General features: G+C 71.0%; 17 protein-coding genes and 1 tRNA gene. 8 read left to right on the top strand and 10 right to left on the bottom strand.

All coding sequences use genetic code 11. The features are described from left to right. Positions 1 to 167 precede the first annotated feature (167 nt). The 6 genes from P3T35_RS32995 (at position 168) to P3T35_RS32970 (ending at position 10,409) form a co-directional block, all read left to right on the top strand. The gene (locus P3T35_RS32995) at positions 168 to 911 is read left to right on the top strand and encodes a VIT1/CCC1 transporter family protein (protein WP_101379875.1); all 744 of its coding nucleotides are present in this window, start codon (positions 168 to 170) and stop codon (positions 909 to 911) included. Positions 912 to 1,336: 425 nt separating this feature from the next. Further along, a complete protein-coding gene (gltB, locus tag P3T35_RS32990; protein ID WP_101379874.1) occupies positions 1,337 to 5,950 on the top strand; it encodes a glutamate synthase large subunit in 4,614 nt (1,537 codons plus the stop codon). Continuing rightward, a complete protein-coding gene (locus tag P3T35_RS32985) occupies positions 5,943 to 7,403 on the top strand; it encodes a glutamate synthase subunit beta (RefSeq protein WP_101379873.1) in 1,461 nt (486 codons plus the stop codon). The genes gltB and P3T35_RS32985 overlap by 8 nt, the downstream gene beginning before the upstream one ends. A 273-nt stretch (positions 7,404 to 7,676) precedes the next feature. After that, positions 7,677 to 8,546 (top strand): helix-turn-helix transcriptional regulator, encoded by an 870-nt coding sequence (locus tag P3T35_RS32980; protein ID WP_280708876.1) that lies wholly within the window; start codon positions 7,677 to 7,679, stop codon positions 8,544 to 8,546. 54 nt (positions 8,547 to 8,600) lie between these two features. Continuing rightward, positions 8,601 to 10,058: an aldehyde dehydrogenase family protein gene (locus P3T35_RS32975; RefSeq protein WP_101384948.1), complete on the top strand. Its 1,458-nt coding sequence runs from the start codon at positions 8,601 to 8,603 to the stop codon at positions 10,056 to 10,058. Between the two features lie 54 nt (positions 10,059 to 10,112). Beyond that, positions 10,113 to 10,409 carry a hypothetical protein gene (locus P3T35_RS32970; protein ID WP_101379872.1) on the top strand — a complete coding sequence of 99 codons (297 nt, stop codon included), beginning with the start codon at positions 10,113 to 10,115 and terminating at the stop codon, positions 10,407 to 10,409. Positions 10,410 to 10,469: 60 nt separating this feature from the next. On the opposite strand, the gene P3T35_RS32965 is transcribed toward P3T35_RS32970, so the two are convergent. The 4 genes from P3T35_RS32965 to P3T35_RS32950 form a co-directional block, all read right to left on the bottom strand. Next, the gene (locus P3T35_RS32965; RefSeq protein WP_101379871.1) at positions 10,470 to 12,290 is read right to left on the bottom strand and encodes a 5'-nucleotidase C-terminal domain-containing protein; all 1,821 of its coding nucleotides are present in this window, start codon (positions 12,288 to 12,290) and stop codon (positions 10,470 to 10,472) included. 175 nt (positions 12,291 to 12,465) lie between these two features. Further along, the gene (locus P3T35_RS32960) at positions 12,466 to 13,038 is read right to left on the bottom strand and encodes a hypothetical protein (RefSeq protein ID WP_180356406.1); all 573 of its coding nucleotides are present in this window, start codon (positions 13,036 to 13,038) and stop codon (positions 12,466 to 12,468) included. Further along, entirely contained in the window at positions 13,025 to 14,683 is a 1,659-nt protein-coding gene (locus tag P3T35_RS32955; protein WP_101379870.1) for a substrate-binding domain-containing protein, read from the bottom strand. The genes P3T35_RS32960 and P3T35_RS32955 overlap by 14 nt, the downstream gene beginning before the upstream one ends. Before the next feature lie 14 nt (positions 14,684 to 14,697). Then, a complete protein-coding gene (locus P3T35_RS32950) occupies positions 14,698 to 15,801 on the bottom strand; it encodes a hypothetical protein (protein WP_101379869.1) in 1,104 nt (367 codons plus the stop codon). A 270-nt stretch (positions 15,802 to 16,071) separates the two neighbouring features. Here P3T35_RS32950 and pyk point away from each other — a divergent pair, with 270 nt between their 5' ends. Beyond that, complete coding sequence (pyk, locus tag P3T35_RS32945) at positions 16,072 to 17,499, top strand: pyruvate kinase (protein ID WP_101379868.1); 1,428 nt, start codon at positions 16,072 to 16,074, stop codon at positions 17,497 to 17,499. A 52-nt stretch (positions 17,500 to 17,551) separates the two neighbouring features. On the opposite strand, the gene P3T35_RS32940 is transcribed toward pyk, so the two are convergent. From P3T35_RS32940 to P3T35_RS32915, 6 genes are all read right to left on the bottom strand, one after another. Beyond that, positions 17,552 to 18,874: a hypothetical protein gene (locus tag P3T35_RS32940; RefSeq protein ID WP_180356405.1), complete on the bottom strand. Its 1,323-nt coding sequence runs from the start codon at positions 18,872 to 18,874 to the stop codon at positions 17,552 to 17,554. Further along, positions 18,875 to 19,066 (bottom strand): hypothetical protein, encoded by a 192-nt coding sequence (locus tag P3T35_RS32935; RefSeq protein WP_143676785.1) that lies wholly within the window; start codon positions 19,064 to 19,066, stop codon positions 18,875 to 18,877. A gap of 117 nt (positions 19,067 to 19,183) precedes the next feature. Further along, positions 19,184 to 20,995 carry an ABC transporter ATP-binding protein gene (locus tag P3T35_RS32930; RefSeq protein ID WP_101379866.1) on the bottom strand — a complete coding sequence of 604 codons (1,812 nt, stop codon included), beginning with the start codon at positions 20,993 to 20,995 and terminating at the stop codon, positions 19,184 to 19,186. A gap of 91 nt (positions 20,996 to 21,086) precedes the next feature. Continuing rightward, the gene (locus P3T35_RS32925) at positions 21,087 to 22,094 is read right to left on the bottom strand and encodes a glycosyltransferase family A protein (protein ID WP_180356404.1); all 1,008 of its coding nucleotides are present in this window, start codon (positions 22,092 to 22,094) and stop codon (positions 21,087 to 21,089) included. A gap of 214 nt (positions 22,095 to 22,308) precedes the next feature. Continuing rightward, a complete protein-coding gene (locus P3T35_RS32920) occupies positions 22,309 to 23,091 on the bottom strand; it encodes a sigma-70 region 4 domain-containing protein (protein ID WP_101379864.1) in 783 nt (260 codons plus the stop codon). A 108-nt stretch (positions 23,092 to 23,199) separates the two neighbouring features. Continuing rightward, positions 23,200 to 23,272 (bottom strand) — tRNA-Leu (locus P3T35_RS32915). A 99-nt stretch (positions 23,273 to 23,371) separates the two neighbouring features. Here P3T35_RS32915 and P3T35_RS32910 point away from each other — a divergent pair. After that, entirely contained in the window at positions 23,372 to 24,022 is a 651-nt protein-coding gene (locus tag P3T35_RS32910; RefSeq protein ID WP_101379863.1) for a response regulator, read from the top strand. Positions 24,023 to 24,161: the final 139 nt, after the last annotated feature.

Here is a 24,161-nt window from a genome sequence, read left to right as displayed (position 1 = left end):
CGTCACATCGTCATCAGTAGGACCCGGAGTTGCCACTCCGGGTCCTACTTTCGTGGTAGCCGCCGACAACGCCGCAGGTCAGCGAGGTAAGCCAGGGCTGGCTTGCTGGAAACTGTCAGACCCTGCGGTTAACGTCGAGGGGTCACGCAGTTGCAGGAGGTTCCGCCATGAGTGCTGTCATCACCCGCCCGGCCATCGACGAAGCCCCGGTCCCCCGGGTGCCCAACGCCGGGCACCACCGCGATGTCAACGGCGGCTGGCTGCGGCCGGCGGTGTTCGGCGCGATGGACGGCCTGGTCTCCAACTTCGCCCTGATGACCGGTGTGGTGGGCGGCGCGGCCAGCCACAGCACGGTGGTCCTCACGGGTCTTGCGGGTCTCGCGGCCGGGGCCTGCTCGATGGCGGCGGGGGAGTACACCTCGGTGGCCTCCCAGCGGGAGCTGGTCGAGGCCGAGATCGCCGCCGAGCGGATCGAGCTGAACCGCAACCCGCGCGGCGAGCTGGCCGAGCTGGCCCAGCTGTACGTCGAGCGCGGGGTGGAGCCGGAGCTCGCCGCCGAGGTGGCCCGGCAGCTGACCCGGGACCCGGAGCAGGCGCTGGAGGTGCACGTCCGGGAGGAGCTCGGCGTGGACCCGCACGACCTGCCCAGCCCGCTGGTGGCCGCGGTCTCCTCGTTCGGCTGCTTCGCGATCGGCGCGCTGCTGCCGCTGCTGCCCTATCTGCTGGGGGCCACCTCGCTGCTGCCGGCGCTGCTGCTGGCGGTGGTCGGCCTGTTCCTGTGCGGCGCGGTGGTGGCCCGGGTGACGGCGCGCAGCTGGTGGTACAGCGGGCTGCGCCAGCTGCTGCTGGGCAGCGCCGCGGCCGGGGTGACCTACCTGCTGGGCTGGCTGATCGGCGGCCATGTCGGTTGACCGTGGGCTGACCCCCGATGTGTGGAACATCACGCATCCCCCCGCATAGCAATACAATTTTTACGGCCCGAGGCGCCCTGGACCATCAGACCAGCGCCTCGGGTCGCGTCATTTCGGTGAAATCGCAGGATGGATGCCACGCAGTCGGGGTCAAGGTGATTTCCAGGCTGTTTCGGGTCTTGACCGGCAGGGCACACTGTCAGGAGTTCGACCCCGGGGCTACCCGCTGGTAATAGCCGCTGACCTGCGGCATGTCCACCATTTGGACTACAGATTCCACTTCCCGGGATTTTCGGCATCATGTAACCTGCACGAAATCGCAGAGGGCCAACGTCGTCCCTGTTGCAAAGCTCCCCCAGCTCGAGGCTGGGCGGCACCACCACTTGCCAATGACGACGACGGGAGAGCCGATGCTTTCTGCATCCATGCACTCCGCCAACGGGCCCCAGGGCGACGGCCGTTCGCCGTACCGGCTCGTTCCGGATGCACGACCTGCAGCTCAGGGCCTGTACGACCCCCGCAACGAGCACGACGCCTGCGGCGTCGGCTTCGTGGCGACCCTGACCGGCACCGCCGACCACGCCATCGTCGAGCAGGCGCTCACCGTGCTGCGCAACCTGGAGCACCGCGGCGCCACCGGCGCCGAGCCGGACTCCGGTGACGGCGCGGGCATCCTGACCCAGGTCCCGGACGCCTTCCTGCGCGCCAACGCCGGCTTCGAGCTGCCCCCGGTCGGGGAGTACGCGGTCGGCATCGCCTTCCTGCCCGTCGACGACCAAGCCGCGGCCACCGCCGTCTCGGCCATCGAGACGATCGCCGCCGAGGAGGGCCTGACCGTCCTCGGCTGGCGCGAGGTGCCCACCGCCCCCGAGCTGCTGGGCGCCACCGCCCGCTCGGTAATGCCGCGGTTCAGTCAACTCTTCGTCAGCGGACGGGGATTGGCCGGCCTGGAGCTGGACCGGACCGCCTTCGTGGTCCGCAAGCGCGCCGAGCGCGAGGCCGGTGTCTACTTCCCGTCGCTGTCCGCCCGGACCATCGTCTACAAGGGCATGCTGACCACCGGTCAACTGGAGCCGTTCTTCCCGGACTTGTCGGACCGGCTGTTCGCCTCCGCGATCGGCCTGGTGCACTCCCGGTTCTCCACCAACACCTTCCCGAGCTGGCCGCTCGCCCACCCGTACCGGTTCGTCGCGCACAACGGCGAGATCAACACCGTCAAGGGCAACCGGAACTGGATGACCGCGCGCGAGTCGCAGCTGGCCACCGACCTGATCCCGGCCAACAGGAATGGGGACGGTATCAGCCGGATCTTCCCGGTCTGCACCCCGGACCACTCCGACTCCGCCTCCTTCGACGAGGTGCTGGAGCTGCTCCACCTCAGCGGCCGCTCGCTGCCGCACTCGGTGCTGATGATGATCCCGGAGGCCTGGGAGAACCACGCCACCATGAGCCCGGCGCGGCGCGCCTTCTACGAGTACCACTCCAACCTGATGGAGCCCTGGGACGGCCCGGCCTGCGTCACCTTCACCGACGGCAACCAGATCGGCGCCGTGCTGGACCGCAACGGACTGCGCCCGGCCCGGTACTGGATCACCGAGGACGGCCTGGTGGTGCTCTCCTCCGAGGTCGGCGTGCTCGACCTGCCGCAGGAGAGCGTGATCCGCAAGGGCCGGCTGCAGCCCGGCAAGATGTTCCTGGTCGACGTCGCCGAGCACCGGATCGTCGAGGACGAGGAGATCAAGGGCGCGCTGGCCGCCGAGCACCCCTACGAGGAGTGGGTGGCCGGTGGCCGGATCCAGCTGGCCGAGCTGCCCGAGCGCGAGCACATCGCGCACACCCACGCCTCGGTGACCCGCCGTCAGCAGACCTTCGGCTACACCGAGGAGGAGCTGCGCGTCATCCTGGCGCCGATGGCCCGCACCGGCGCCGAGGCGCTCGGCTCGATGGGCACCGACTCGCCGATCGCCGCGCTCTCCGAGAAGCCCCGGCTGCTCTTCGACTACTTCATCCAGCTGTTCGCCCAGGTCACCAACCCGCCGCTGGACGCCATCCGCGAGGAACTGGTCACCTCGCTGCACAGCAGCCTCGGCCCCGAGGTCAACCTGCTCACCGCCGGGCCCGCGCACTGCCGTGCGGTCGGCATCACCTTCCCGGTGATCGACAACGACGAGCTGGCCAAGCTGATCCACATCAATGTGGACGGCGACCAGCCCGGCCTCAAGGCGGTCACCCTCTCCGGCCTCTACCGGGTGGCCGGCGGCGGCGAGGCGCTGGCCGAGCGGCTGCGGGAGATCGCCGCCGAGGCCGACGCGGCGATCGCCGACGGCGCCCGGATCCTGCTGCTCTCCGACCGCCACTCGGACGCCGAGCACGCGCCGATCCCGTCGCTGCTGCTCACCTCCGCGGTGCACCACCACCTGATCCGCACCAAGCAGCGCACCAAGGTCTCGCTGCTGGTCGAGGCCGGCGACGTCCGCGAGGTGCACCACGTGGCGCTGCTGATCGGCTACGGCGCCAGCGCGATCAACCCCTACCTGGCGATGGAGTCGGTCGAGGACCTGGTGGCGCAGGGCACGTATTTGAATGAGCACAGCCTGACCGGGACCGACCCGGAGAAGGCGATCCGCAACCTGATCAAGGCGCTCGGCAAGGGCGTGCTCAAGGTGATGTCCAAGATGGGCATCTCCACCGTCGCCTCCTACCGCGGTGCCCAGGTCTTCGAGGTGATCGGCCTCTCCCAGGACACCGTGGACGCCTACTTCGCCGGCACCACCAGCAAGTTGGGCGGCATCGGGATCGACGAGATCGCCCGCGAGGTCGCCGCCCGGCACGCCAAGGCCTACCCGGCCTCCGGCATCCCGGCCGCGCACCGCGCGCTGGAGATCGGCGGCGAGTACCAGTGGCGCCGCGAGGGCGAACCGCACCTGTTCGACCCCGACACCGTCTTCCGCCTCCAGCACGCCACCCGCACCCGCCGCTACGACATCTTCAAGCAGTACACGGAGCGGGTGAACGAGCAGTCCGAGCGGCTGATGACGCTGCGCGGCCTGTTCAGGCTGGACGCGGGCGCTCGCACCCCGGTGCCGATCGACGAGGTCGAGCCGGTCAGCGAGATCGTCAAGCGGTTCTCCACCGGTGCCATGTCCTACGGCTCCATCTCGATGGAGGCGCACGAGACGCTGGCGATCGCCATGAACCGGCTGGGCGGCAAGTCCAACACCGGTGAGGGCGGCGAGGACCCGGAGCGCCTGCACGACCCGGCCCGCCGCTCGGCGATCAAGCAGGTCGCCTCCGGCCGGTTCGGCGTCACCTCCGAGTACCTGGTCAACGCCGACGACATCCAGATCAAGATGGCCCAGGGCGCCAAGCCCGGCGAGGGCGGCCAGCTGCCGGGCCACAAGGTCTACCCGTGGGTCGCCCGCACCCGGCACTCCACCCCGGGCGTCGGCCTGATCTCCCCGCCGCCGCACCACGACATCTACTCGATCGAGGATCTGGCCCAGCTGATCCACGACCTGAAGAACGCCAACCCGCAGGCCCGGATCCACGTCAAGCTGGTCTCCGAGGTCGGCGTCGGCACCGTCGCCGCCGGCGTCTCCAAGGCGCACGCCGACGTGGTGCTGGTCTCCGGCCACGACGGCGGCACCGGCGCCTCCCCGCTGACCTCGCTGAAGCACGCGGGCGGCCCCTGGGAGCTCGGCCTCGCCGAGACCCAGCAGACCCTGCTGCTCAACGGGCTGCGCGACCGGATCGTGGTGCAGACCGACGGCCAGCTGAAGACCGGCCGCGACGTGGTGATCGCCGCCCTGCTCGGCGCCGAGGAGTTCGGCTTCGCCACCGCCCCGCTGGTGGTCTCCGGCTGCGTCATGATGCGGGTCTGCCACCTGGACACCTGCCCGGTCGGCGTCGCCACCCAGAACCCGGTGCTGCGCGAGCGGTTCTCCGGCAAGCCCGAATTCGTGGTCAACTTCTTCGAGTTCATCGCCGAGGAGGTCCGCGAGCTCCTCGCCGAACTGGGCTTCCGCTCGATCGAGGAGGCCGTCGGCCACGCCGAGCACATCGACGCCGCCGCCGCGATCGACCACTGGAAGGCCGCCGGGCTCGACCTGGCCCCGCTCCTCCACGTGCCCGAGCTGCCGGTCGGCGCGGCCCGGCACCGCACCATCGAGCAGGACCACGGGCTGGACAAGGCGCTCGACAACCAGCTGATCGAGCTGGCCGCCGAGGCCCTGGAGCACGGCGAGGCGGTCCGCATCCAGCTGCCGATCCGCAACGTCAACCGCACCGTCGGCACCATGCTCGGCCACCAGGTGACCAAGCGCTACCGGGGCGCGGGCCTGCCCGAGGGCACCATCGACGTGACCTTCACCGGCTCGGCCGGCCAGTCCTTCGGCGCCTTCCTGCCCAAGGGCGTCACCCTGCGCCTGGAGGGCGACGCCAACGACTACGTCGGCAAGGGCCTCTCCGGCGGCGTACTGGTGGTCCGCCCGGCCCGCGACGCCGCGGCGATCGGCGCCGACGCCCAGCAGCACGTGATCGCCGGCAACACCATCGGCTACGGTGCCACCGCGGGCCGGATCCACCTGCGTGGCAAGGCCGGTGAGCGGTTCGCGGTGCGCAACTCCGGCGCCGTCCTGGTCGTCGAGGGCGTCGGCGACCACGGCCTGGAATACATGACCGGCGGCCGGGTGGTGATCCTCGGCGAGACCGGCCGCAACCTGGCCGCGGGCATGTCCGGCGGCATCGGCTACGTCCTCGACCTGCGCCCGGCCAGCGTCAACGGCGGCATGGTGGGCATCGAGGCCCCCGACGCCAAGGACCGCGAGTGGCTGCGCGAGACCGTCCAGCAGCACTACGAGGAGACCGGCTCCACGGTCGCCGCCGAACTGCTCGCCGACTGGGGCAGCGGGGTCTCCCGGTTCTCCAAGATCATGCCCACCGACTACAAGGCAGTGCTCGCCGCCAAGGACGCCGCTGAGCGCGATGGCCTCTCCGAGGCCGAGACCACTCGCAAGATGATGGAGGCGGCACATGGCTGACCCCAAGGGCTTCCTGACCACGCCCAAGCAACTGGCCGAGCGGCGGCCGGTGGACGTGCGGCTGCGCGACTGGAACGAGGTCTACGTCGAGCGCGCCCTGCTGCCGATCATCAGCAAGCAGGCCGGGCGCTGCATGGACTGCGGCATCCCGTTCTGCCACAACGGCTGCCCGCTCGGGAACCTCATCCCCGAGTGGAACGACCTGGCCTACCGGGACGACTGGGCCGGCGCCATAGAGCGCCTGCACGCCACCAACAACTTCCCGGAGTTCACCGGCCGGCTCTGCCCGGCCCCCTGCGAGTCGGCCTGCGTGCTCGGCATCAACCAGGACCCGGTGACCATCAAGAACGTCGAGGTCACCATCATCGACCGGGCCTGGGACAACGGCGGGGTCCGCCCCCAGGTGCCGGAGCGGCTGTCCGGCAAGACCGTCGCCGTGGTCGGCTCCGGCCCGGCCGGCCTGGCCGCCGCCCAGCAGCTCACCCGGGCCGGCCACACCGTGGTGGTGTACGAGCGCGCCGACCGGATCGGCGGCCTGCTGCGCTACGGCATCCCCGAGTTCAAGATGGAGAAGCGCCACATCAACCGCCGCATCGAGCAGATGCGCGCGGAGGGCACCCGGTTCCGCACCGGCGTGCACGTGGGCGAGGACATCACCGGGCAGCAGCTGCGCGAGCGCTTCGACGCCGTGGTGGTCGCCGCCGGCGCCACCACGGCCCGCGACCTGCCGGTGCCGGGGCGCGAGCTGGCGGGCATCCACCAGGCGATGGAGTACCTGCCGCTGGCCAACAAGGTCCAGGAGGGCGACTACGTCGCGTCCCCGATCAGCGCCGAGGGCAAGCACGTCATCGTGATCGGCGGCGGTGACACTGGTGCCGACTGCCTTGGCACCGCGCTGCGCCAGGGCGCCGCCTCGGTCACCCAGCTGGAGATCATGCCCCGCCCCGGCGAGGACCGCCCGGCCCACCAGCCGTGGCCGACCATGCCGATGGTCTACAAGGTCACCTCCGCGCACGAGGAGGGCGGCGACCGCGTCTACTCGGTCAGCACCACCCACTTCACCGGCGACGAGGACGGCAACGTCCAGGAGCTCCACCTGGTCGACGTCGAGTTCAGGGACGGCCGCTTCGAGCAGGTGCCCGGCACCGAGCGCTCGATCCCGGCCCAGCTGGTCACCCTGGCCATGGGCTTCACCGGCACCGATGTCAGGAACGGCCTGGTGGAGCAGCTGGGCGTCGAGCTCGACGCCCGGGGTAACATGGCCCGCGACGGCAAGTTCGCCACCAATGTCGATGGCGTCTATGTCTGCGGCGATGCCGGCCGCGGCCAGTCGCTGATCGTCTGGGCGATCGCCGAGGGCCGCTCCGCTGCCGCCGCGGTCGACGCCTACCTGGGTGGCAAGACCCCGCTGCCCGCCCCGATCCACCCCACCGACCGCCCCCTGGCGGTCTGACCCTCCCGCACACGCCCGCCGCCGTTGGCGGGCCGCGCCCTGCTGACCCGCCAGCGCTGCCGGTCCACCAGCGGAGCTCGAAAGACGGCGCCTGCGCCCGACCCCGACCAAGAACCGGGAGCAGGCGCCGTCGGCATGCCCGCGAACGCCCGACGAGTTGCCCGTGAACGCCCGTCGAGTTGCCCGAGAACTCACAGCATTCACTTAATGCTTGTGACGCACCTTCGTGGCAGACTGCCGCGCGTAGCGGGCGGTTCGAGGAGGACGGGGCGGATGAACAGCACCATGGGCAGCGGCAGCGGGGTGACGGTTCGTCGGCTGCTGCTGGGATCCCAGCTGCGCCGGCTGCGCGAGGCGCAGGGGGTGAGCCGGGAGGACGCCGGCTACGAGATCCGCGCCTCGGAGTCGAAGATCGGGCGGATGGAGTTGGGCCGGGTCAGCTTCAAGGAGCGCGACGTGGCCGACCTGCTCACCCTGTACGGCGTGAGCGACCCCGGGCAGCGCGGTGAACTGCTCGGCATGGTCCGGATCGCCAACGCCGTGCCCTGGTGGCACGACTACACCGACGTGGTGCCCGCCTGGTTCCAGAGCTACCTCGCCTTCGAGGAGGCGGCCGGCTGCGTCGCCTCCTACGAGGTGCAGTTCGTCCCCGGCCTGCTGCAGACGGAGGAGTACGCCCGCGCCGTGATCCGGCTCGGCAGCCAGAGCGCCCCGGAGAGCGAGATCGAGCGGCGAGTCGAGGTGCGGATGCGCCGCCAGCGGCTGCTCGCCGGCGAACAGGCCCCGCAGCTGGCCATGGTGATCGACGAGGCGGCGCTGCGCCGGCCGTGCGGCGGGCCCGAGGTGATGCGCGGTCAGCTGCTCCACCTGCTGGAGCTGGCTGAGCGCCCCGGCATCGAGCTGCAGGTGATGCCGCTGGGCAGCGCCGGACTTCGGGCCGAGAGCGGCACCTTCTCGCTGCTCGGCTTCCGCGAGCCGGACCTCGCCGACGTGGTCTACCTGGAGCAGTTCACCACCGCCCTCTATGTGGACCGGCCGCGCGAAGTCGCCGAGTACCGCGACACGTTGGGCCGATTGCGGGAGGACAGCCTGAGCCCGGAGTCGAGCCGGGAGCTTCTGTCGAGGATGCTCCAAGAAGCCTGACGTATCAGTAGGATGATCGGCTGTCAGTTCGCGCCAACTCGCAAGGGGCTTCAGGTGTCGCACTTTACGGAACTCGCCCTGCAGTACATCGACGGACAGTGGCGCCAGGGCAGCGGCTCCTGGGAGATCGTCGACATCAACCCGTTCGACGGCGAGAAGCTCGCCAGCATCACGGTGGCCACCGTCGGCGAGGTCGACGAGGCCTACCGCGCGGCCGAGCGGGCGCAGAAGGAGTGGGCGAAGCAGAACCCCTACGCCCGCCGGCTGGTCTTCGAGCGGGCGCTGCGGCTGGTCGAGGAGCGCGAGCAGGAGATCACCGAGACCATCATCGCCGAGCTCGGCGGCACCTACCTCAAGGCCGGCTTCGAGCTCTCGCTCACCAAGGACATGCTGCGCGAGTGCATGCAGCTGTCGCTGCGCCCGGAGGGCCGGATCCTGCCGTCGCCGGTGGACGGCAAGGAGAACCGGGTCTACCGGCTGCCGGTCGGCGTGGTCGGCGTGATCAGCCCGTTCAACTTCCCCTTCTTCCTCTCCATGAAGGCGGTCGCCCCGGCGCTGGCGCTGGGCAACGGCGTGGTGCTCAAGCCGCACCAGGACGCGCCGATCACCGGCGGCACCCTGCTCGCCAAGCTCTTCGAGGACGCCGGGCTGCCCGCCGGCCTGTTCAACGTGGTCGTCACCGACATCGCCGAGATCGGCGACGCGCTGCTGGAGCACCCGGTGCCCAAGGCCATCGCCTTCACCGGTTCGGACCGGGTCGGCCGGCACGTCGCCACCGTCGCCGCCTCGCACTTCAAGCGCTCGGTGCTGGAGCTGGGCGGCAACAGCGCGCTGATCGTGCTGGACGACGCCGACGTCGACTACGCGGTGGACGCGGCCGTGTTCAGCCGGTTCGCACACCAGGGGCAGGTCTGCATGGCCGCCAACCGGGTGCTGGTGGACCGCACGGTCCTGGCCGAGTTCACCGAGAAGTTCGTGGCCAAGGTCGGCTCGCTCACGGTCGGCGACCCCAAGGACCCGAACACCCAGATCGGCCCGCTGATCAACTCCACCCAGGCCGACGCGATCAACGCCGAGGTGGACCGCGTGGTGGCCGCCGGTGCCACCGTGCTGCTGCGCGGCAGCTCCGTCGGCACCCTGGTGTCGCCGGTGGTGCTCACCGACATCCCGGCCGAATCGCCTTTGCTGCAGCGCGAGTTGTTCGGTCCGGTGGTGATGCTGATCCCGTTCGACGGCGAGGACGAGGCGATCGAGATCGCCAACGACACCCCGTTCGGGCTGAGCGGCGCGGTGCACAGCGGCTCGGTGGAGCGCGGCGTCCGGGTGGCGCAGCGGATCGACAGCGGCATGATCCACGTCAATGACGGGACCATCGCCGACGAGGCGATCGTGCCGTTCGGCGGCGAGAAGAACTCGGGCGTGGGCCGCCTCAACGGCGAGTCCACCGTGGAGGCCTTCACCACCCAGAAGTGGATCTCCATCCAGCACGGGCGGTCCCGCTACCCGTTCTGAGGCTTGCCGCGGCTGGGCCTACCATCACAGGAGGAGCATGATGGGAGGCCCAGCATGACCAAGCGACCGAAGCCCAGCAGCAGGCTCCGCCAAGGCACCCAGGCCCTGCTGGAGCGGCGCGGCATGATGGCCGCCGCCCCCGGCGGCAAGCCTCGCCCGATCGGCCCGGAGCTGCACACCCAGCTGTCCGCCGCCCAGGGGAAGACCGCCGGCTACGGCAGCTATGCCGCACTGGCCGGCCAGGCCGGCCGCCGGGTGCCCGAGGAGCGCGCCCACACCGGCGTCCAGCCCGCGCACGTCGAGCTCAAGGGCCACCGGCACCGCGGCGCCGAGCGGCACTCCGCGCACTGAACCCGCGCACGGCTCGGCCCCCGCAGCCCTTCGGGGCGGCGGGGGCCGATGCACGTGTGACTACGGGAAGACCGGCGCGCCGGCCCGCACCAGCCGCCAGGAGACCGCCGCGAAGTCGGCCGGGTCGATCACGCCCTTGGCCTTCACCCAGGCGATCATCGTGTTGCGGATCTCGTCCGAGTTGGTCCACACCTGCTTGGCGCCGGCGACGTGCGGGAAGTTGCCGCCGCCGTTGGCCCGGTAGTTGTTGACCGCCAGCACGAACTGCCCGGCCGGGTCGATCGGCTTGCCCGCGTACGACAGGTTGACGATCCGCGAACCGACCGGCTGCGAGATGTCGATGTCGTAGCCCAGCCCGTAGATCGAGTCGAAGTTGTAGTCCGGGATGCCGTTCTGGTTGGTCAGGGTGTCCGGGTTGACCGGCGCGCCCGGGGCCAGCTGGGCGAAGTACGTCATCGAGAACTCGAGGTAGTCCTTGAGCTGGCTGCCCGTCATCAGCCGGGCCTCCAGGGTGTTCTCGTAGATGTAGAGGCCCGCGACATCGCGCAGCTTCAGGGTGCCGGCCGGGATGTCGGCGGTCCGGTTGAACGGCGCGGCCTGCGCCACCACCGGCAGGTTGGCGTAGCTCGTGCCCGCCAGCGCCGCCTTGACGGTGTCCTGCTGCACCCTGCCGATCAGGTCGATGATCGGGGTGTCCTTGAACCGCGCCTGGGCGATCGACAGGTCCACCTTGCTGGTGCCGATCACCTGGTTGACGTAGGCGACCACCTTGTCGTGCTGCTCCTTCAGCAGCATCACGATCTCCTGGTCCTCGTCCACGGTGTTGGAGTTGAGCACCTGGGAGCTGAGCGAGCTGACCGACCAGACGCCCTTCTCGAACTGCACCTCGAAGTCGAACCGGCTCAGCCGCTGGCCCCAGCAGAGCGGCTCGGAGAGCACCACGGTCTTGCCGGTCTGCTTGTTGACGACCAGGCGCTGCGGCACCTCCTTGTGGGTGTGGCCGACCAGCACCGCGTCGATCCCCGGAACCTCGGCGGCCATCTCGCCGGAGGTGTCCTCGGGGAACGGGATCTGGGTGCCGTAGGAGGAGGGCTCGTCGATCCCGGAGTGCGCGGACACGATCACGATGTCGGCGCCCGCGGCCTTCAGCTTCGGCACGTAGATCTTGGCCGCCTCGACGATGCCGTTGAAGGTCATCTGGCCCTGCACATTGGCTTTGTCCCAGATCGCGATGCCCGGGTTGGTCAGGCCCAGGATGCCCACCTTCAGCGGCCGGCCGCCGCCCAGGTGCAGCGTCTGGATCACATAGGGCTGGAAGGCGGGCTTCTCGTCCTTGGCGTGCAGCGCGTTGGCGCCCAGCAGCGGGAAGTCCAGCTGCTCCTCGAAGGCCTTGACGGTGGGGATGCCGTAGTTGAACTCGTGGTTGCCCAGCGCCGCCGCGTCGTAGCCGATGACGTTCATCGCGGTGGCCATCGGGTGCTCGGGGGCGTCGTCGCCGGTGATCGGCTCGACCCGGGCGAAGTAGTAGCTGAGCTGGGTGCCCTGGATGATGTCGCCGGCGTCGATCAGCAGGGTGCGGTCCCAACCCACCTCGTCACGCACCTGGTTGACCAGGGTGGAGATCTTGGCCAGGCCGACCGCGTTGTGCTGCGCGTCGGTGTAGACGGCGTCGGTGAAGTAGTCCCAGTTGACGGCGTGGCCGTGCACATCGGTGGTGCCCATCACGGTGAACTTCGCCTTGTGCGGCCCGGGTCGGCGGTGCTGCGGCTCGGCCTCGGCCGCCGCGGGATCGGCGGCGGCCACCGACACCCCCGACACCAGGGCGGCGCCGGCCGCCGTGGCGGCGGTCCGGGTGACGAAGTCGCGGCGGTTCAAGGGCATGGGGTCACTCCAGTGGGGTCGAACGGGTGGTGACTCGTGACGCGCGTAGAGATACGCGCGTAGAAGTGTGCCCCGAAACCACCCGCCGCGAACAGACCCCAAAAATGGACTGGAGGTGACGAGTTCCCGACATCGGGGTGCCGGGAGTTTGACGGTGGCTCAGATCGAGCTGTGGCTAACAGTGCGTCAGACGGGTCAGCGCATGGTCCACCCGGGACAGGAACTCGTCCGTCGGATCGGTCGCCTGCGGCGCCACCCGCTGCCACAGGAGCGCCCGTTCATACCAGTCCAGGGTGCTGGTCAGCTGCCGTGCGACGGCGTCCGCGACCTCGTCGGTCGCCGGTACGGCCAGCCGAGCGCCGCATACGGCCAGCAACTGCTGGGCGGCCTGGGCGGCCTCGGTCGGCCAGCCGGCGGGCACCGGCTCGGCCGAGCGCTCCACGACCTCGGCACGCAGCACCTCGACCGGAGTGGGGCCCAAGTGCCGCTTCTCGACGCCCGGTTGCCGGGTGCCGCCGTTCTGCCCGACCGGAGGCTTCGGGGGCGGTGGCTGCGGGCCGCCCGCGAAGCTCCACCCGAGCACCGCCCCCGCGCCGTACAGCCCCACCGCCATCGCCGCCGTCCAGACCCCCACTCCGGCGGCCAGCCCGCTCACCACGCCGATCGCGGCGCCCCCGCTGCCCAGGTAGTGCGCGCGGCTGCCGAACCAGGAGGCGAGCCGCCCGCCGCCCGGCTCACTGGTAGCCACGGATCTCCTCGAACACGCCGTCCAGCGAACTCGTCAGGGCGTCGAACAGCCGCCCGCCGGTGAGGTCCGCGATGCCCTGCAACTGGTCCTTGGCACCCTCGCCGAACAGGATCGGAAAGACCGGGATCGCCTGCTGGCCCGGTGGCAGCGCCTTGTAGAACGCGGAGAAGTCGCTCGCCGTGGCGCCCTCGTTGCTCTCCCCGTCGGTCATCAGCACGATCGAGGTGAAGCGGTCGTCGCCGGCCTGCGCCTGCTGGCCGGCGAGATCGCGGTAGGCGGTCTCCAGGGTGTCGTAGATGGCGGTGCCGCCGCCGGCCGACAGGCTCCGTACGTCCGAGTCGATCGCGGCCAGCTCGTTCTGCGGGTTGTCGGCCGGGACTTGGTGGACCTTCTCCCACTTCACCGCGTCGGCGAAGGAGATCAGGGTGACCTCCTCGCGGTCGCGGAACCCGTCCACGCTGTGGCTGCCGTCCGTGCCGGTGAGCAGGCCGAGCGCCTTCTGCAGGTTCGCCAGCCGATCGCCCGCCATCGAGCCCGAGGTGTCCAGCACGTAGAGCGTGCGGGACGGCCGGCGCAGCTGGTTCTGGTAGGCCGCCAGCAGCCCGTCCGCCACCGGACGGCTGCCGGGGAACGGGAGTTCGGGCCGCCGGTCGGTGCTCAGGCCGGCGCCCGGCTGCACCCCGGCGACCACCGGGCGGCGCTCGGTGGTGTCGGTGATCTTGTGCTGGGTGTCCTGGCGCAGCAGGTAGGACGTCAGCCGGCTGAACGCGTCCTTGGCCTGCGGCGAGGCCGAACTCAGCAGGGTCAGCGGGTAGTCCGCGGAGACCACGCCGTCGGTCGGGCGGATCACGGTCAGCTGGGCGTCGCTCGGCAGCGTCCGGTTGAGCTCCAGCAGCACCGACTCGTAGTTGACCAGCGCGCCGACCTGGGCGCCGGTGCCGCCCGTCGCGGTGCGCTGGTAGGCCTGGGCCAGCCAGCCGGAGGAGCCCGAGGTGAGCTTCTGCCCGGCGAAGAAGGTGCGCAGCGCGGGGGAGGCCTTGGCCACGTCGGCATCGGTCAGGGCGGCCTGGGCGCCGGAGAAGGCCGAGGCCAGCCCGATCAGCGCGGACAGCCCGGAGTTGGACTGGGCGGGGTCGGTCATCCCGAAGGTCAGCTTGCCCTGTCCGACCGCGTCGCCGATCTGCGACCAGCTGACCTTGGTCGGATCCCAGCCGAGTCCGGAGAGCACCGAGGAGCGCACCCCGAACGCCACCGGCGAGTCCATCACCGGCGTCTCCGAGAGCAGCTTGCCGGCCGCCGCCTGGTCGAGCCGCAGATAGCGGTTGGACGGGAACCAGAGCGCGTCGTACGTTCCGTCGGCCCGGCCGGCGCTGACCGTGTTCGCGCCGTCCAGGGTGCCGGTGTAGCTGAGCTTGACGGTGACCCCGGTGGCCTTCTGCGCGTCGTCCAGGACCGGCTGCATGTCCTGCAGTTCGCTGCCGCCCAGCACCCGCAGGGTGTACGGCGCGCCGCTCGGCGCGGGGGCGGCGCTACCGCTGGCGGTCGGGGCCGGCTTGGGCGCGGAGCCGCTGCTGCAGGCGGTGACGGCGGTCAGCAGCACGGCCAGGGCGCCGAGGGCGGCGCGGCGCGGCAGGTGGCGGACCATCGGTCGGCTCCTCATCACTGGCCGCTGGGGACGGCGCGGTTGACCAGTTGCTGCAGCAGATCGCTGGTTGGGGGCGGTGGCTGGGAGGTGCCCAGCGACTTCAGATCGGCCGGGAACTGCTGGTTGTCCTTCTGCTGCAGGTCCTTGGCGAGCAGGCCCGGGTCGTTCTCCGGACGGAAGCCGAACCGCGCCTCCAGCTTGACCAGGTCGGGGTCGTTCGCCAGCGCGGCGGAGACCCGGGCCGCCTTGGCCGTCAACTCCACGACGGTGTGGTCACTCTGGATGTCGTAGTCCGGATAGATGACGGTGGTGCCGGCCGGCAGGGTGCCGGCGAGTGCCTGCTCGGCGACCTCGGACTCGTACGTCCAGCTGAGCGGGCGTTCGGTGCCGGCCACGAAGTCGCGGAACAACTGGTCACTACTGGACAGCATGGCGCCCTGATAGCCCATCAGCTTCTGCAAAGCCGGTCCGACCCGGTCGATGTCACTCTGACTGGCCACCACCTTCTGACCGTTGCCCAGGTAGGACATCAGTGCCAGGTAGAGCGAGGCCGAGGAGGAGGTGCGCGGATCGGTGGTGGCGATGTAGATCTGGCCGGACAGGCCGGCCGGCCGTTTCTGCTGGTGCGGCAGGCCGGTCCAGGCCGTGCCGGCGGACGCGGCGGCCCAGTAGGCCTGCATGTCCATCACCCACACGTTGTCCTTCTGGGAGGCCAGCCCGTTCTGCTGCATGAAGGCGGCCACATCCGGGGTGGTCAGCACCACCAGCGGGGAGTAGAACGGCCGGACCTTGGTGGTGGTGATCGGGGTGGGGATCGAGTCGGCGGCCACCGAGCTGGCCGGGATGGCGAAGTCGTAGCCGCCGCCCTTGAGTTCGTCCTTCATCTGCCAGGATCCGGCGTGCTGCACACTGACCGTCAGGCCGAGCTTGTCGAAGGCCCGCTGCACCTCCGGGCTGGCGAAGAAGTCCGCCTTCTCGGAGCCGATCAACCCGGTGACGGTGGTCTGCGCCGCAGGCGTCGGCGACGATCCGCAGCAGGTCTTGGTGATCACGATGGCGGCCACGGCGGCCACCAGGGCGAGCGCCACCAGGATCCCCACCAACTGCTGCCGACGCATCGGCTCCCCCCACGGTCGGTCGGCCCAGGGCCGGTTCTCGGACCCAGAGCGTCCCGCCGGGCGCCGAGCGGCGCCCGTACCGGCGGTGAACCGGAGGTGAACAGCCCTTCACGGATCCGCATCGGACGACCCCGTTCGCACGGCCAATTCCGGCTGGCGGAAACGGAACTCACCACTCGTCAGAAAGTTCAACGAAGCTTTCAGGTTCGGTCATGTGACCGACCGTCGGAACGTGGTTGTTACGCGCGGGTAGTGCATACTCTCGGAACCATGCGCCGAGCAAAAATCGTCTGCACACTCGGGCCCGCCACGGATTCGTACGACCAGATCAAGGCCCTGGTCGACGCCGGGATGGACATCGCCCGACTCAATCTGAGCCACGGCTCCCACGCCGAACACGAGGAGCGGTACCGCCGGGTCCGCAAGGCCGCCGACGAGGCCGGCCGAAGTGTCGGCATCCTGGTCGATCTTCAAGGCCCGAAGATCCGACTCGACACCTTCGCCGAGGGGCCGGTACTCCTCGAACGCGGCGATGAGTTCACCATCACCGTGGAGGACGTCCCCGGCGACCGCTTCAGCTGCGGCACCACCTACAAGGGCCTCGCCGCGGACGTCGGCCGCGGCGAGCGGATCCTGGTCGACGACGGCCGGGTCAGCCTGGAGGTCACCCAGGTGGACGGGCCGCGGGTCCGCTGCCTCGTCATCGAAGGGGGCCTGGTCTCCGACCACAAGGGCCTCAACCTGCCCGGAGTCGCCGTCTCGGTGCCCGCGCTCAGCGACAAGGACGTCGCCGACCTGCGCTGGGCCCTGCGGACCGGCGCCGACCTGATCGCCCTCTCGTTCGTCCGCAGCGGCAAGGACATCGAGGACGTGCACAGCGTGATGGCCGAGGAGGGGCGCTTCCTCCCGGTCATTGCCAAGGTGGAGAAGCCGCAGGCCGTGGACGCCCTGGACGGCATCGTGGCCGCCTTCGACGGCATCATGGTGGCCCGCGGCGACCTGGGCGTGGAGATGCCGCTGGAACAGGTCCCGCTGGTCCAGAAGCAGGCCATCAAGCTCGCCAGGCGAAACGCCAAGCCGGTCATCGTCGCCACCCAGATGCTCGACTCGATGATCAACGCCTCCCGGCCCACCCGCGCCGAGGCGTCCGACGTGGCCAACGCCGTGCTCGACGGCACCGACGCCGTGATGCTCTCCGGGGAGACCTCGGTCGGCAAGTACCCCATCGAGACCGTCAAGACCATGGGCCGGATCATCGAGGCGGTCGAGGACGACGTGCTGGCCGCCGGCCTGCCGCCGCTCACCGCCGGCACCAAGCCGCGCACCCAGGGCGGTGCGGTGGCCCGGGCGGCCGCCGAGATCGGGGACTTCCTGCACGCCAAGTACCTGATCGCCTTCACCCAGTCCGGCGACACCGCCTGCCGGCTGGCCCGCTACCGCAGCCCGATCCCGGTGCTCGCCTTCACCTACGAGCAGGCGGTGCGCAGCCAGTTGGCACTCACCTGGGGCGTGGAGACCTTCCTCGGCCCGTTCGTGCCCACCACCGACGAGATGGTCGCCCAGGTCGACGCCCAACTGCTCAGCCTGGGGCGCTGCCAACGCGGCGACATCGTGATCATCACCGCCGGCTCCCCGCCCGGTGTGGCCGGCTCCACCAACCTGGTGCGGGTGCACCACGTGGGCGAGTTGGACAACTGACCGAACGGCAAAAGGTGTTGGGGCAGTGCGCCGCGCACTGCCCCAACACCCGCTAGCGGCCCGTCAGATGCGCCACGGCCTCCTCCCAGCTGCCGATGTGCACGGGCAGCGGCCGCAGGGCGGCGGCCAGCGCATGGACGGCGTCGCCGGCGGCCGGGCGGGCGATCCAGTTGACGATCGACGCCAGCAGCCAGGCCCTGGTCGGCGCGGTGCCCGTGTCGGGCGGCTGGGTCAGCACCGCGGTGACCGCGGCACCTGGTTGCCCGGGCAGGTGCAGGGCCTCGGGGGCGGCCCGCAGCGTGGTGTACGGCTCGGGCCGCAACCGCCAGCCGGCCTGCTCCAGTTGCCGGGCGCGTTTGACCAGGTCGGACATCCAGCTGCGAGGGAAGAGCACCGCCTGCCCGCCCTCGCGCACGGCCGCACCGCACAGCAGCGCGATGTCGCCCGGGTGCGCGGCCACCTGGCGGGCGTAGCCGGCCAGCACGGCCTCCAGGGCCTGGTGCAGGGCCTGGGGGGTGCGGGCGCGGGCCAGCAGCTCGCCGCCGCGGAACAGCAGATGGAGGGTGCCAGGGCGGTCCACGGTGAGGGTGACCGGCGAGTAGCCGTCGTCGAGGACGCCGCCGGTGGCGGCTTCGGCGATCCGGCGGGCCTCGGCGCCACGCACCGCGATCCCCAGGCGGGTGCCGGCGACCCGGGCGGTGAGGACCGCGTCGACCGGCTCGGCGGCCACGTTGACCGAGCAACTGGTGGGCGCCTCAACGGTCGTGGCGCCAGGATCGGCGCCGCTGAGCGCGACCAGGGAGCGGCTGACCTCGTCGAACCCGGTGCGGATCCGCGGCGGTCGGCCGGGCGAGAGGTGCACGGCGGTGGGGGTGCCCCGGCTCGCGGCGCGCCGGCCGAGGCGGGTGAGGTGCTCGCGCGCGGGGGCGGCGACCGGGCGGCCGAGGAGCCTGGTGTCGGCGGGGGCGTCGGCGAGGTCGTCGGTGTCGACCAGGAGCACCGAGGCGTCAAGCTTCTTCAGGCTGTGGGCGTTTGCCGCCAGGTCGGCGCCCAGCTGGGTGCAGAAGGCGCAGCCGGCCGCCATCGCCACCACGAGCACCTGATGCGGCACCAGGGCGGCGCAATCGGCGGCGGCCGCCTCCAGGTCGTCCTGGGCGGCGGGGGCGCCGGGCTCATCGCCTCGCGTGACGAAGCCGGCGGCGCGCCACTGGGAGAAGCAGCTCTCGTGCTGGGCGCGGTGTTCGGCAGCGGGGGGCCGGCCGCGGAGCCAGCCCAGGGCGGTCGGGCTGAGGAAGGCCGCGGCGGGCCGGCCGGTGTCCAGCAGGACGCCGCCGCTGCCCAACTCGGCCACGACCACCCCGGGTAGCAACTTCATCTACGGCTGCTGACAGAAGCCGCTGAAGCCGTTCGTCGACACGCACACGAGGCCGGGGCAGCAGCCCACGCTCCCCGTGCAGCCTTCTCCTTGGATCCGGCAGGCGGTGGGGGCGATGAAGGAGTCGGTGAAGACCTCCTCGATCGCCGCGATCAGGTCAGCGCCGGGCGCGTCGGTGCGCGCCTCTTCCATGTAAGTGAGCATACGTACAGTCTGCTGGACGGCCGCTGTCCAGGTCGATCGCCCACCCGGGTGAAGCGGGTTACCGAGAAGTCAATTCGCTTGTGAGGAAAGCGTGATGATGGTTGCTCATGAGAAGTCGACGTCCTGGTACGCGCCGGCCTGGGCGCGGAACAGGGTCGCGTAGTGCCCGCCCGCCCGCAGCAACTCCCCATGGCTGCCCTCCTCGACCACCCGGCCGGCCGCCAGCACGTAGATCCGGTCCGCCTGCCGAACGCTGCGCAGCCGGTGGGAGATCAGCACCACCGTGCGGCCCGCGAACAACTGCCGCAGCTGCGAGAAGAGTTGGTCCTCGGCCTGGGCGTCGAGAGCCGCCGTGGGCTCGTCCAGGATGACGAGCGGGGCATTGCGGTAGAAGGCGCGGGCCAGCGCCAGCCGCTGCCACTGCCCGCCGGACAGGTCCGCGCCCCCGGTGAACTCCTTGCCCAGCGGCGTGTGCAGGCCGCCCGGGAGCCCCTTGAGGAAGTCCAGCGCCCCGGCCTGCCGCGCGGCCTCGTGCGCGCGATCCAGGTCGGCGGCGGCATGCGGACGGCCGAAGGCGATGTTGTCCAGCGCCGCGAGCCGGTAGCGGGTGAAGTCCTGGAAGACCACCGCCGTCCGCTCGCGATGCGCCGCGAGGTCCGTGACCGCCGTACCGCCCAGCAGCAGCCGCCCGCTGTCCGGCGGATACAGCCCCGCCAGCAGATTGGCGAGCGTCGACTTGCCCGAACCGTTCACCCCGACCAGGGCCACCACCTGCCCAGGCCGCAGCTCCAGGCTCACCTCCCGCACCGCCGGGCCGTCCGCACCGGGATAGCCGAAGCACAGCCGCTCGGCGCTCAACGTGCCGAACTCGGCTGCCGGGCCTCGCGGTTGGCGAGGCGTGACCACCCGCGCGACCGCCGGAGCGGTGAAGCTCCGCAGGTCGGTGAGGCGCAGCAGGTTCTCGCCGATACCGGAGAGCATGCCCGCGAAGGTGTTGAGCCGCGCCGACAGCAGCCACACGCCCGCCACCGCCGCCCCGGCCACCGACAGCGGCAGCAGATGACGGCCGGCCGCCCACCACAGGCCCCCGACCGCCAGACAGGTCAGGACCGCCCCGACCGCCTGGGCCGCCATCCGGCGCCGGGCGTGCGCCGTCAGCAGCGCCTCGGTGTCGCGGACCTCCCGCGCGTACTCCTCCTGCCAGCGCCCGGTCAGGACCTCGCCCAGATCCAGCGCCCGGATCTCCCTGGCCTCGCCGCGACCGGTGAGCAGCCGCTCCAGGTACTCCCGAAGCCGCCGGCTCTCCGACAGCCCGTGGTGCAGCTCGTGGTGGGCGCTGCGCTCCCGGCCCGCCGCCCTGACCGCCGGCACCGCGCTGACCAGCACCAGCGGCAGCAGCCACCATGCCATGACCACGAACGCGCCGCCCACCGCCAGCACCGTCAGGACCGCCTGGAACGCGGTAACCAGCAGGACGACGGCCATGGCCGGCTGGCGGCGCGAGGCGAAGACGGCCCGCTGCAGCCGATCGTGGAACTCCGGCTCCTCGAAGCGCGGCAACTCGGCCGCCACCGCGGCCTCCAGCACCATCCCCGCCACCAGGCGGTCCACCTTGACCGTCAGCACCGCCATCCGCGCCGCCCCCGACAACCGCAGGGCACCGAACGCGCCCCCCGCCACCAAGAGCACCACCACGGCGGGCACCAGCGCCGGCGACCTCCCCGCCGCCGCGGGGCCGTGCGCCAGCACCGACCCCAGCGCCCCCTGCACCAGCACCAGCCCACCGGCCATCGCGCCCGCCAGCAGCACTTGCACCAGCACCACCTGGACCAGGGCCCGCCGGTCGGCCAGCCAGGCCAGCCGGACCGCGAAGGCCGCCGAGGAGACCAGGGTGCCAACCCGCCGTTCAGCCGCCATCGGCCCGCCACCGTTCCGTCCTTCGACCACCGACCACTCGGCCGCGCGATCAGAGCAACGACGGGCGCGGGGCCGGGGAAACGGCCTGCGGCTACGAGGAGGTGCGGCCGACCACCGCGGTGCGGGCTATCTGGGTCAGCTTCGCCACCTCGAAGGCGCTGTACGAACCACCGGCCAGCAGCGAGAACTTCACGCCCTCCCGGCCGCCCGGGCGACGGAACCCCTCGGGCAGCAGCCGGCGGTAGTGCTCGGCCGCCCGGTGGAAGAACTGCGGCCGCTCGGCCCGGCTGACACAACCGGCCAGGTCCAGCACGAACAGGTAGTGCTGGACCATCCGCCGGAACAGGAACGGGCGCACCAGGTCCGCCGCGGTCAGCGACAGCCCGTTCAGCAACTCGAAACTGCGCTCGTACTGGTCGAAGAGATCGAACTCACTGGCCCCCGGAGAGGCGGTCGGATGCACCGTCTGGCGGCGCCGCAACTGCACCAGTTCATCAGCCAGCGCCACCGCGCGGCGGGCCCGCAGCAGCGCCTGGTGCACCGCCGATATCTCCTCGTACCGCCCGTCCGGGAACGCCAGCTGGGCGTCCATCCACAGCTCACGGCTGATCAACCGGTCCCAGGCCTGCGCGGGCACCCCGAACACCTCCGGGCGCTCCACCGGCGTGAACGCCGCCGCCCCCAGCCCGCCGAGCACCGCCTGCGCCGCACCCGGCCAGACCCGCTCCCGGTGCAGCCGGGTGTGCCCGAACAGCACCACCTCCGCCTCCGGCTCCGCGCGCAACCGGTCGGCCAGCGTCAGGAACGCCCCCGGCGTCACCAGGTGGTCGGCGTCCAGGAAGAGCAGGTACCGTCCCTGCGCCCGTGCCGCCCCCGCGTTCCGCGCCCGCCCCACCCCGACCGCCGCGTTCAACCGCAGCACCGACACCCGGTCGTCCGCCGTCTGCGCGACCGCCGCCGGCGACTGCGCCGACCGGTCCGCCACCACGATCACCTCGAACCCCCCGAAGGACTGGTCGAGGATCGAATCCAGGCACTCGGCCAGCTGTCCCTGCTGGTCATAGGCGGGAACGACGACGGAGAGGAGCGGCTGCGGCATGAGGCCAGAAGGTAGGTCGCCCCTTTGGCCCTGGCAAGCCGCGCGGGCGCCTAAAACGGACGCATGGTGACGAACCGTCTGCCCTGCACACGACATCCTCACGTGGCGGTCGGGGGGTCGGCACAGGCTGGGGGATTGCTGGGGGCGGGCGGGCTTCGGCTGTTCTGGGACGGAGTGTGCGGCACTCAGAGCCCGAAGCGGCCATCTCGTACCGTCAATGCTTGGGGCCGATGTGGCAGTCCAGCAGGGTCACGGAGTCGCGGCGGGCGATCGAGATGTCGGTGCTGCCCGAGAGGCGGTTGCGGGCCTTCCAGCGGACGCCGACGGCATCGAGGGTGGCGGTGAAGAGCCGCAGGATGTCGGGGGACTTGTTGGTGAGGAAGTACCGCGGGTACTCGTGGCGCCGGGTGATGCCGTTGGTGGTGCGAGTGGCCCAGTTGACGATCCGGCAGCCGTCGGCGTGGATCAGGCCGCGGAGCAGGCCCCAAGGGTGGGCATCGACGATGGTTTGCTGCCAGGGCACGAGGGACACGTCGCGCTCGTGCTTGAGGCCGGGGCCGTGCTGAGGGAAGAGGCAGGGGAGGTGCTGGGAGTAGACCTTGACGTCATGGCAGCCGGTTCGACGGACTCGGCAGGGCTTGTTGTTGGGGAGCACATCGCGCACGGCCTGCTCGACCGAGTCCATGACGCCGGGCCACTTGTCGTCGCACGTGATCGCGAGCGTGTACGCGCGGTGCTGCTTGGGGCGGACGATGTGGCCGTCGCCGAGATAGAGGCCGAGCAGGTACGAGTAGGCGCGCTCGTCGAGTGGGTCTCCGTGGCAGGTCGGGCAGGTGGAGGGCTTCCGTCCCGGGAGCTCGCCGCGTTTCGCGCGGTCGCCGTGCTTCCACGAGCCGACGGTGCCGTATGGCACGGCGAGCCGACGAGCCACCTCGGCGTTGCTGACACCACCGCGGAGAAGGAGAACGGCCTCGTCGCGGGTTGAGCGGTTGGTCATGGGGCGAGCCTGGAGTATCGCCGACTCATGAGTTCCGAGAATGATCGGAAATAACCCGTGACGGTGAAATTCACCCGAACAGGGAAGAAATTCTCAATTGAAGGAAAGTGCCCCGGGTGGGATTCGAACCCACGCTGTCGGTGGTTTGAGCACCGTGTCTCTCCCGCTGGACTACCGGGGCATCCTCAGAATCAAAGGCTTCGCCCGACCCTGTGAGCCACCAACATACCGCGTCTCGGTACCCTCGTGCATGCACCCCCGGCCCGGAACGAGGAGTCACGTGAGCACCGCCGACGAGCAGCCCCAGGCGCTGGAGACCGATTCGTCCCAGATCACCCGGATTGTGATCGCGGAGGACGAGGCGCTGATCCGGCTCGACCTCAAGGAGATGCTGGAGGAGGAGGGCTACACCGTGGTCGGCGAGGCCGGCGACGGGGAGACGGCGGTGCGGCTGGTGGAGGAGCTGAAGCCGGATCTGGCGATCTTCGATGTGAAGATGCCGGTTCTGGACGGGCTCTCGGCGGCCGAGCGGATCCATGAGGCGCACCTGGCTCCGGTGCTGATGCTGACCGCTTTCTCGCAGCGGGAGCTGGTGGAGCGGGCGCGGGACGCGGGGGCGATGGCGTACATCGTCAAGCCGTTCTCCAAGAGCGACCTGGTGCCGGCGATCGAGATGGCGGTCTCGCGCTACACCGAGATGCGGGCGCTGGAGGGGGAGGTCGCGGATCTGACCAAGCGGTTGGAGACGCGCAAGCTGGTGGACCGGGCGAAGAGCGTGCTGCAGACCAAGTTCGGGCTGAGCGAGCCGGACGCGTTCCGGTGGATCCAGAAGACCTCGATGGACCGGCGGATGACGATGGCCGCGGTGGCCGAGGCCGTGATCGAGGAGGGCGCGGCCCAGGACCGCAAGAAGGCTGACGAACAGCAGTAGCGGGAGCGGGAGTTGTCGGGGGGGGGGGGGCCCGCCCCCCCCCCCCCCCCGCGCGCGGGGGGGGGCCCCCCCGGCGGGCCGTGGGTCCCCCCCCAACGGCGCGGCCCCCCGGCGCCGCCCGCGCCGGGGCCGAACTCCG

This window comes from Kitasatospora sp. GP30 (genome assembly GCF_029892145.1).
Classification (GTDB): domain Bacteria; phylum Actinomycetota; class Actinomycetes; order Streptomycetales; family Streptomycetaceae; genus Kitasatospora; species Kitasatospora acidiphila.
This window is presented reverse-complemented; position numbering and strand designations above follow the sequence as displayed.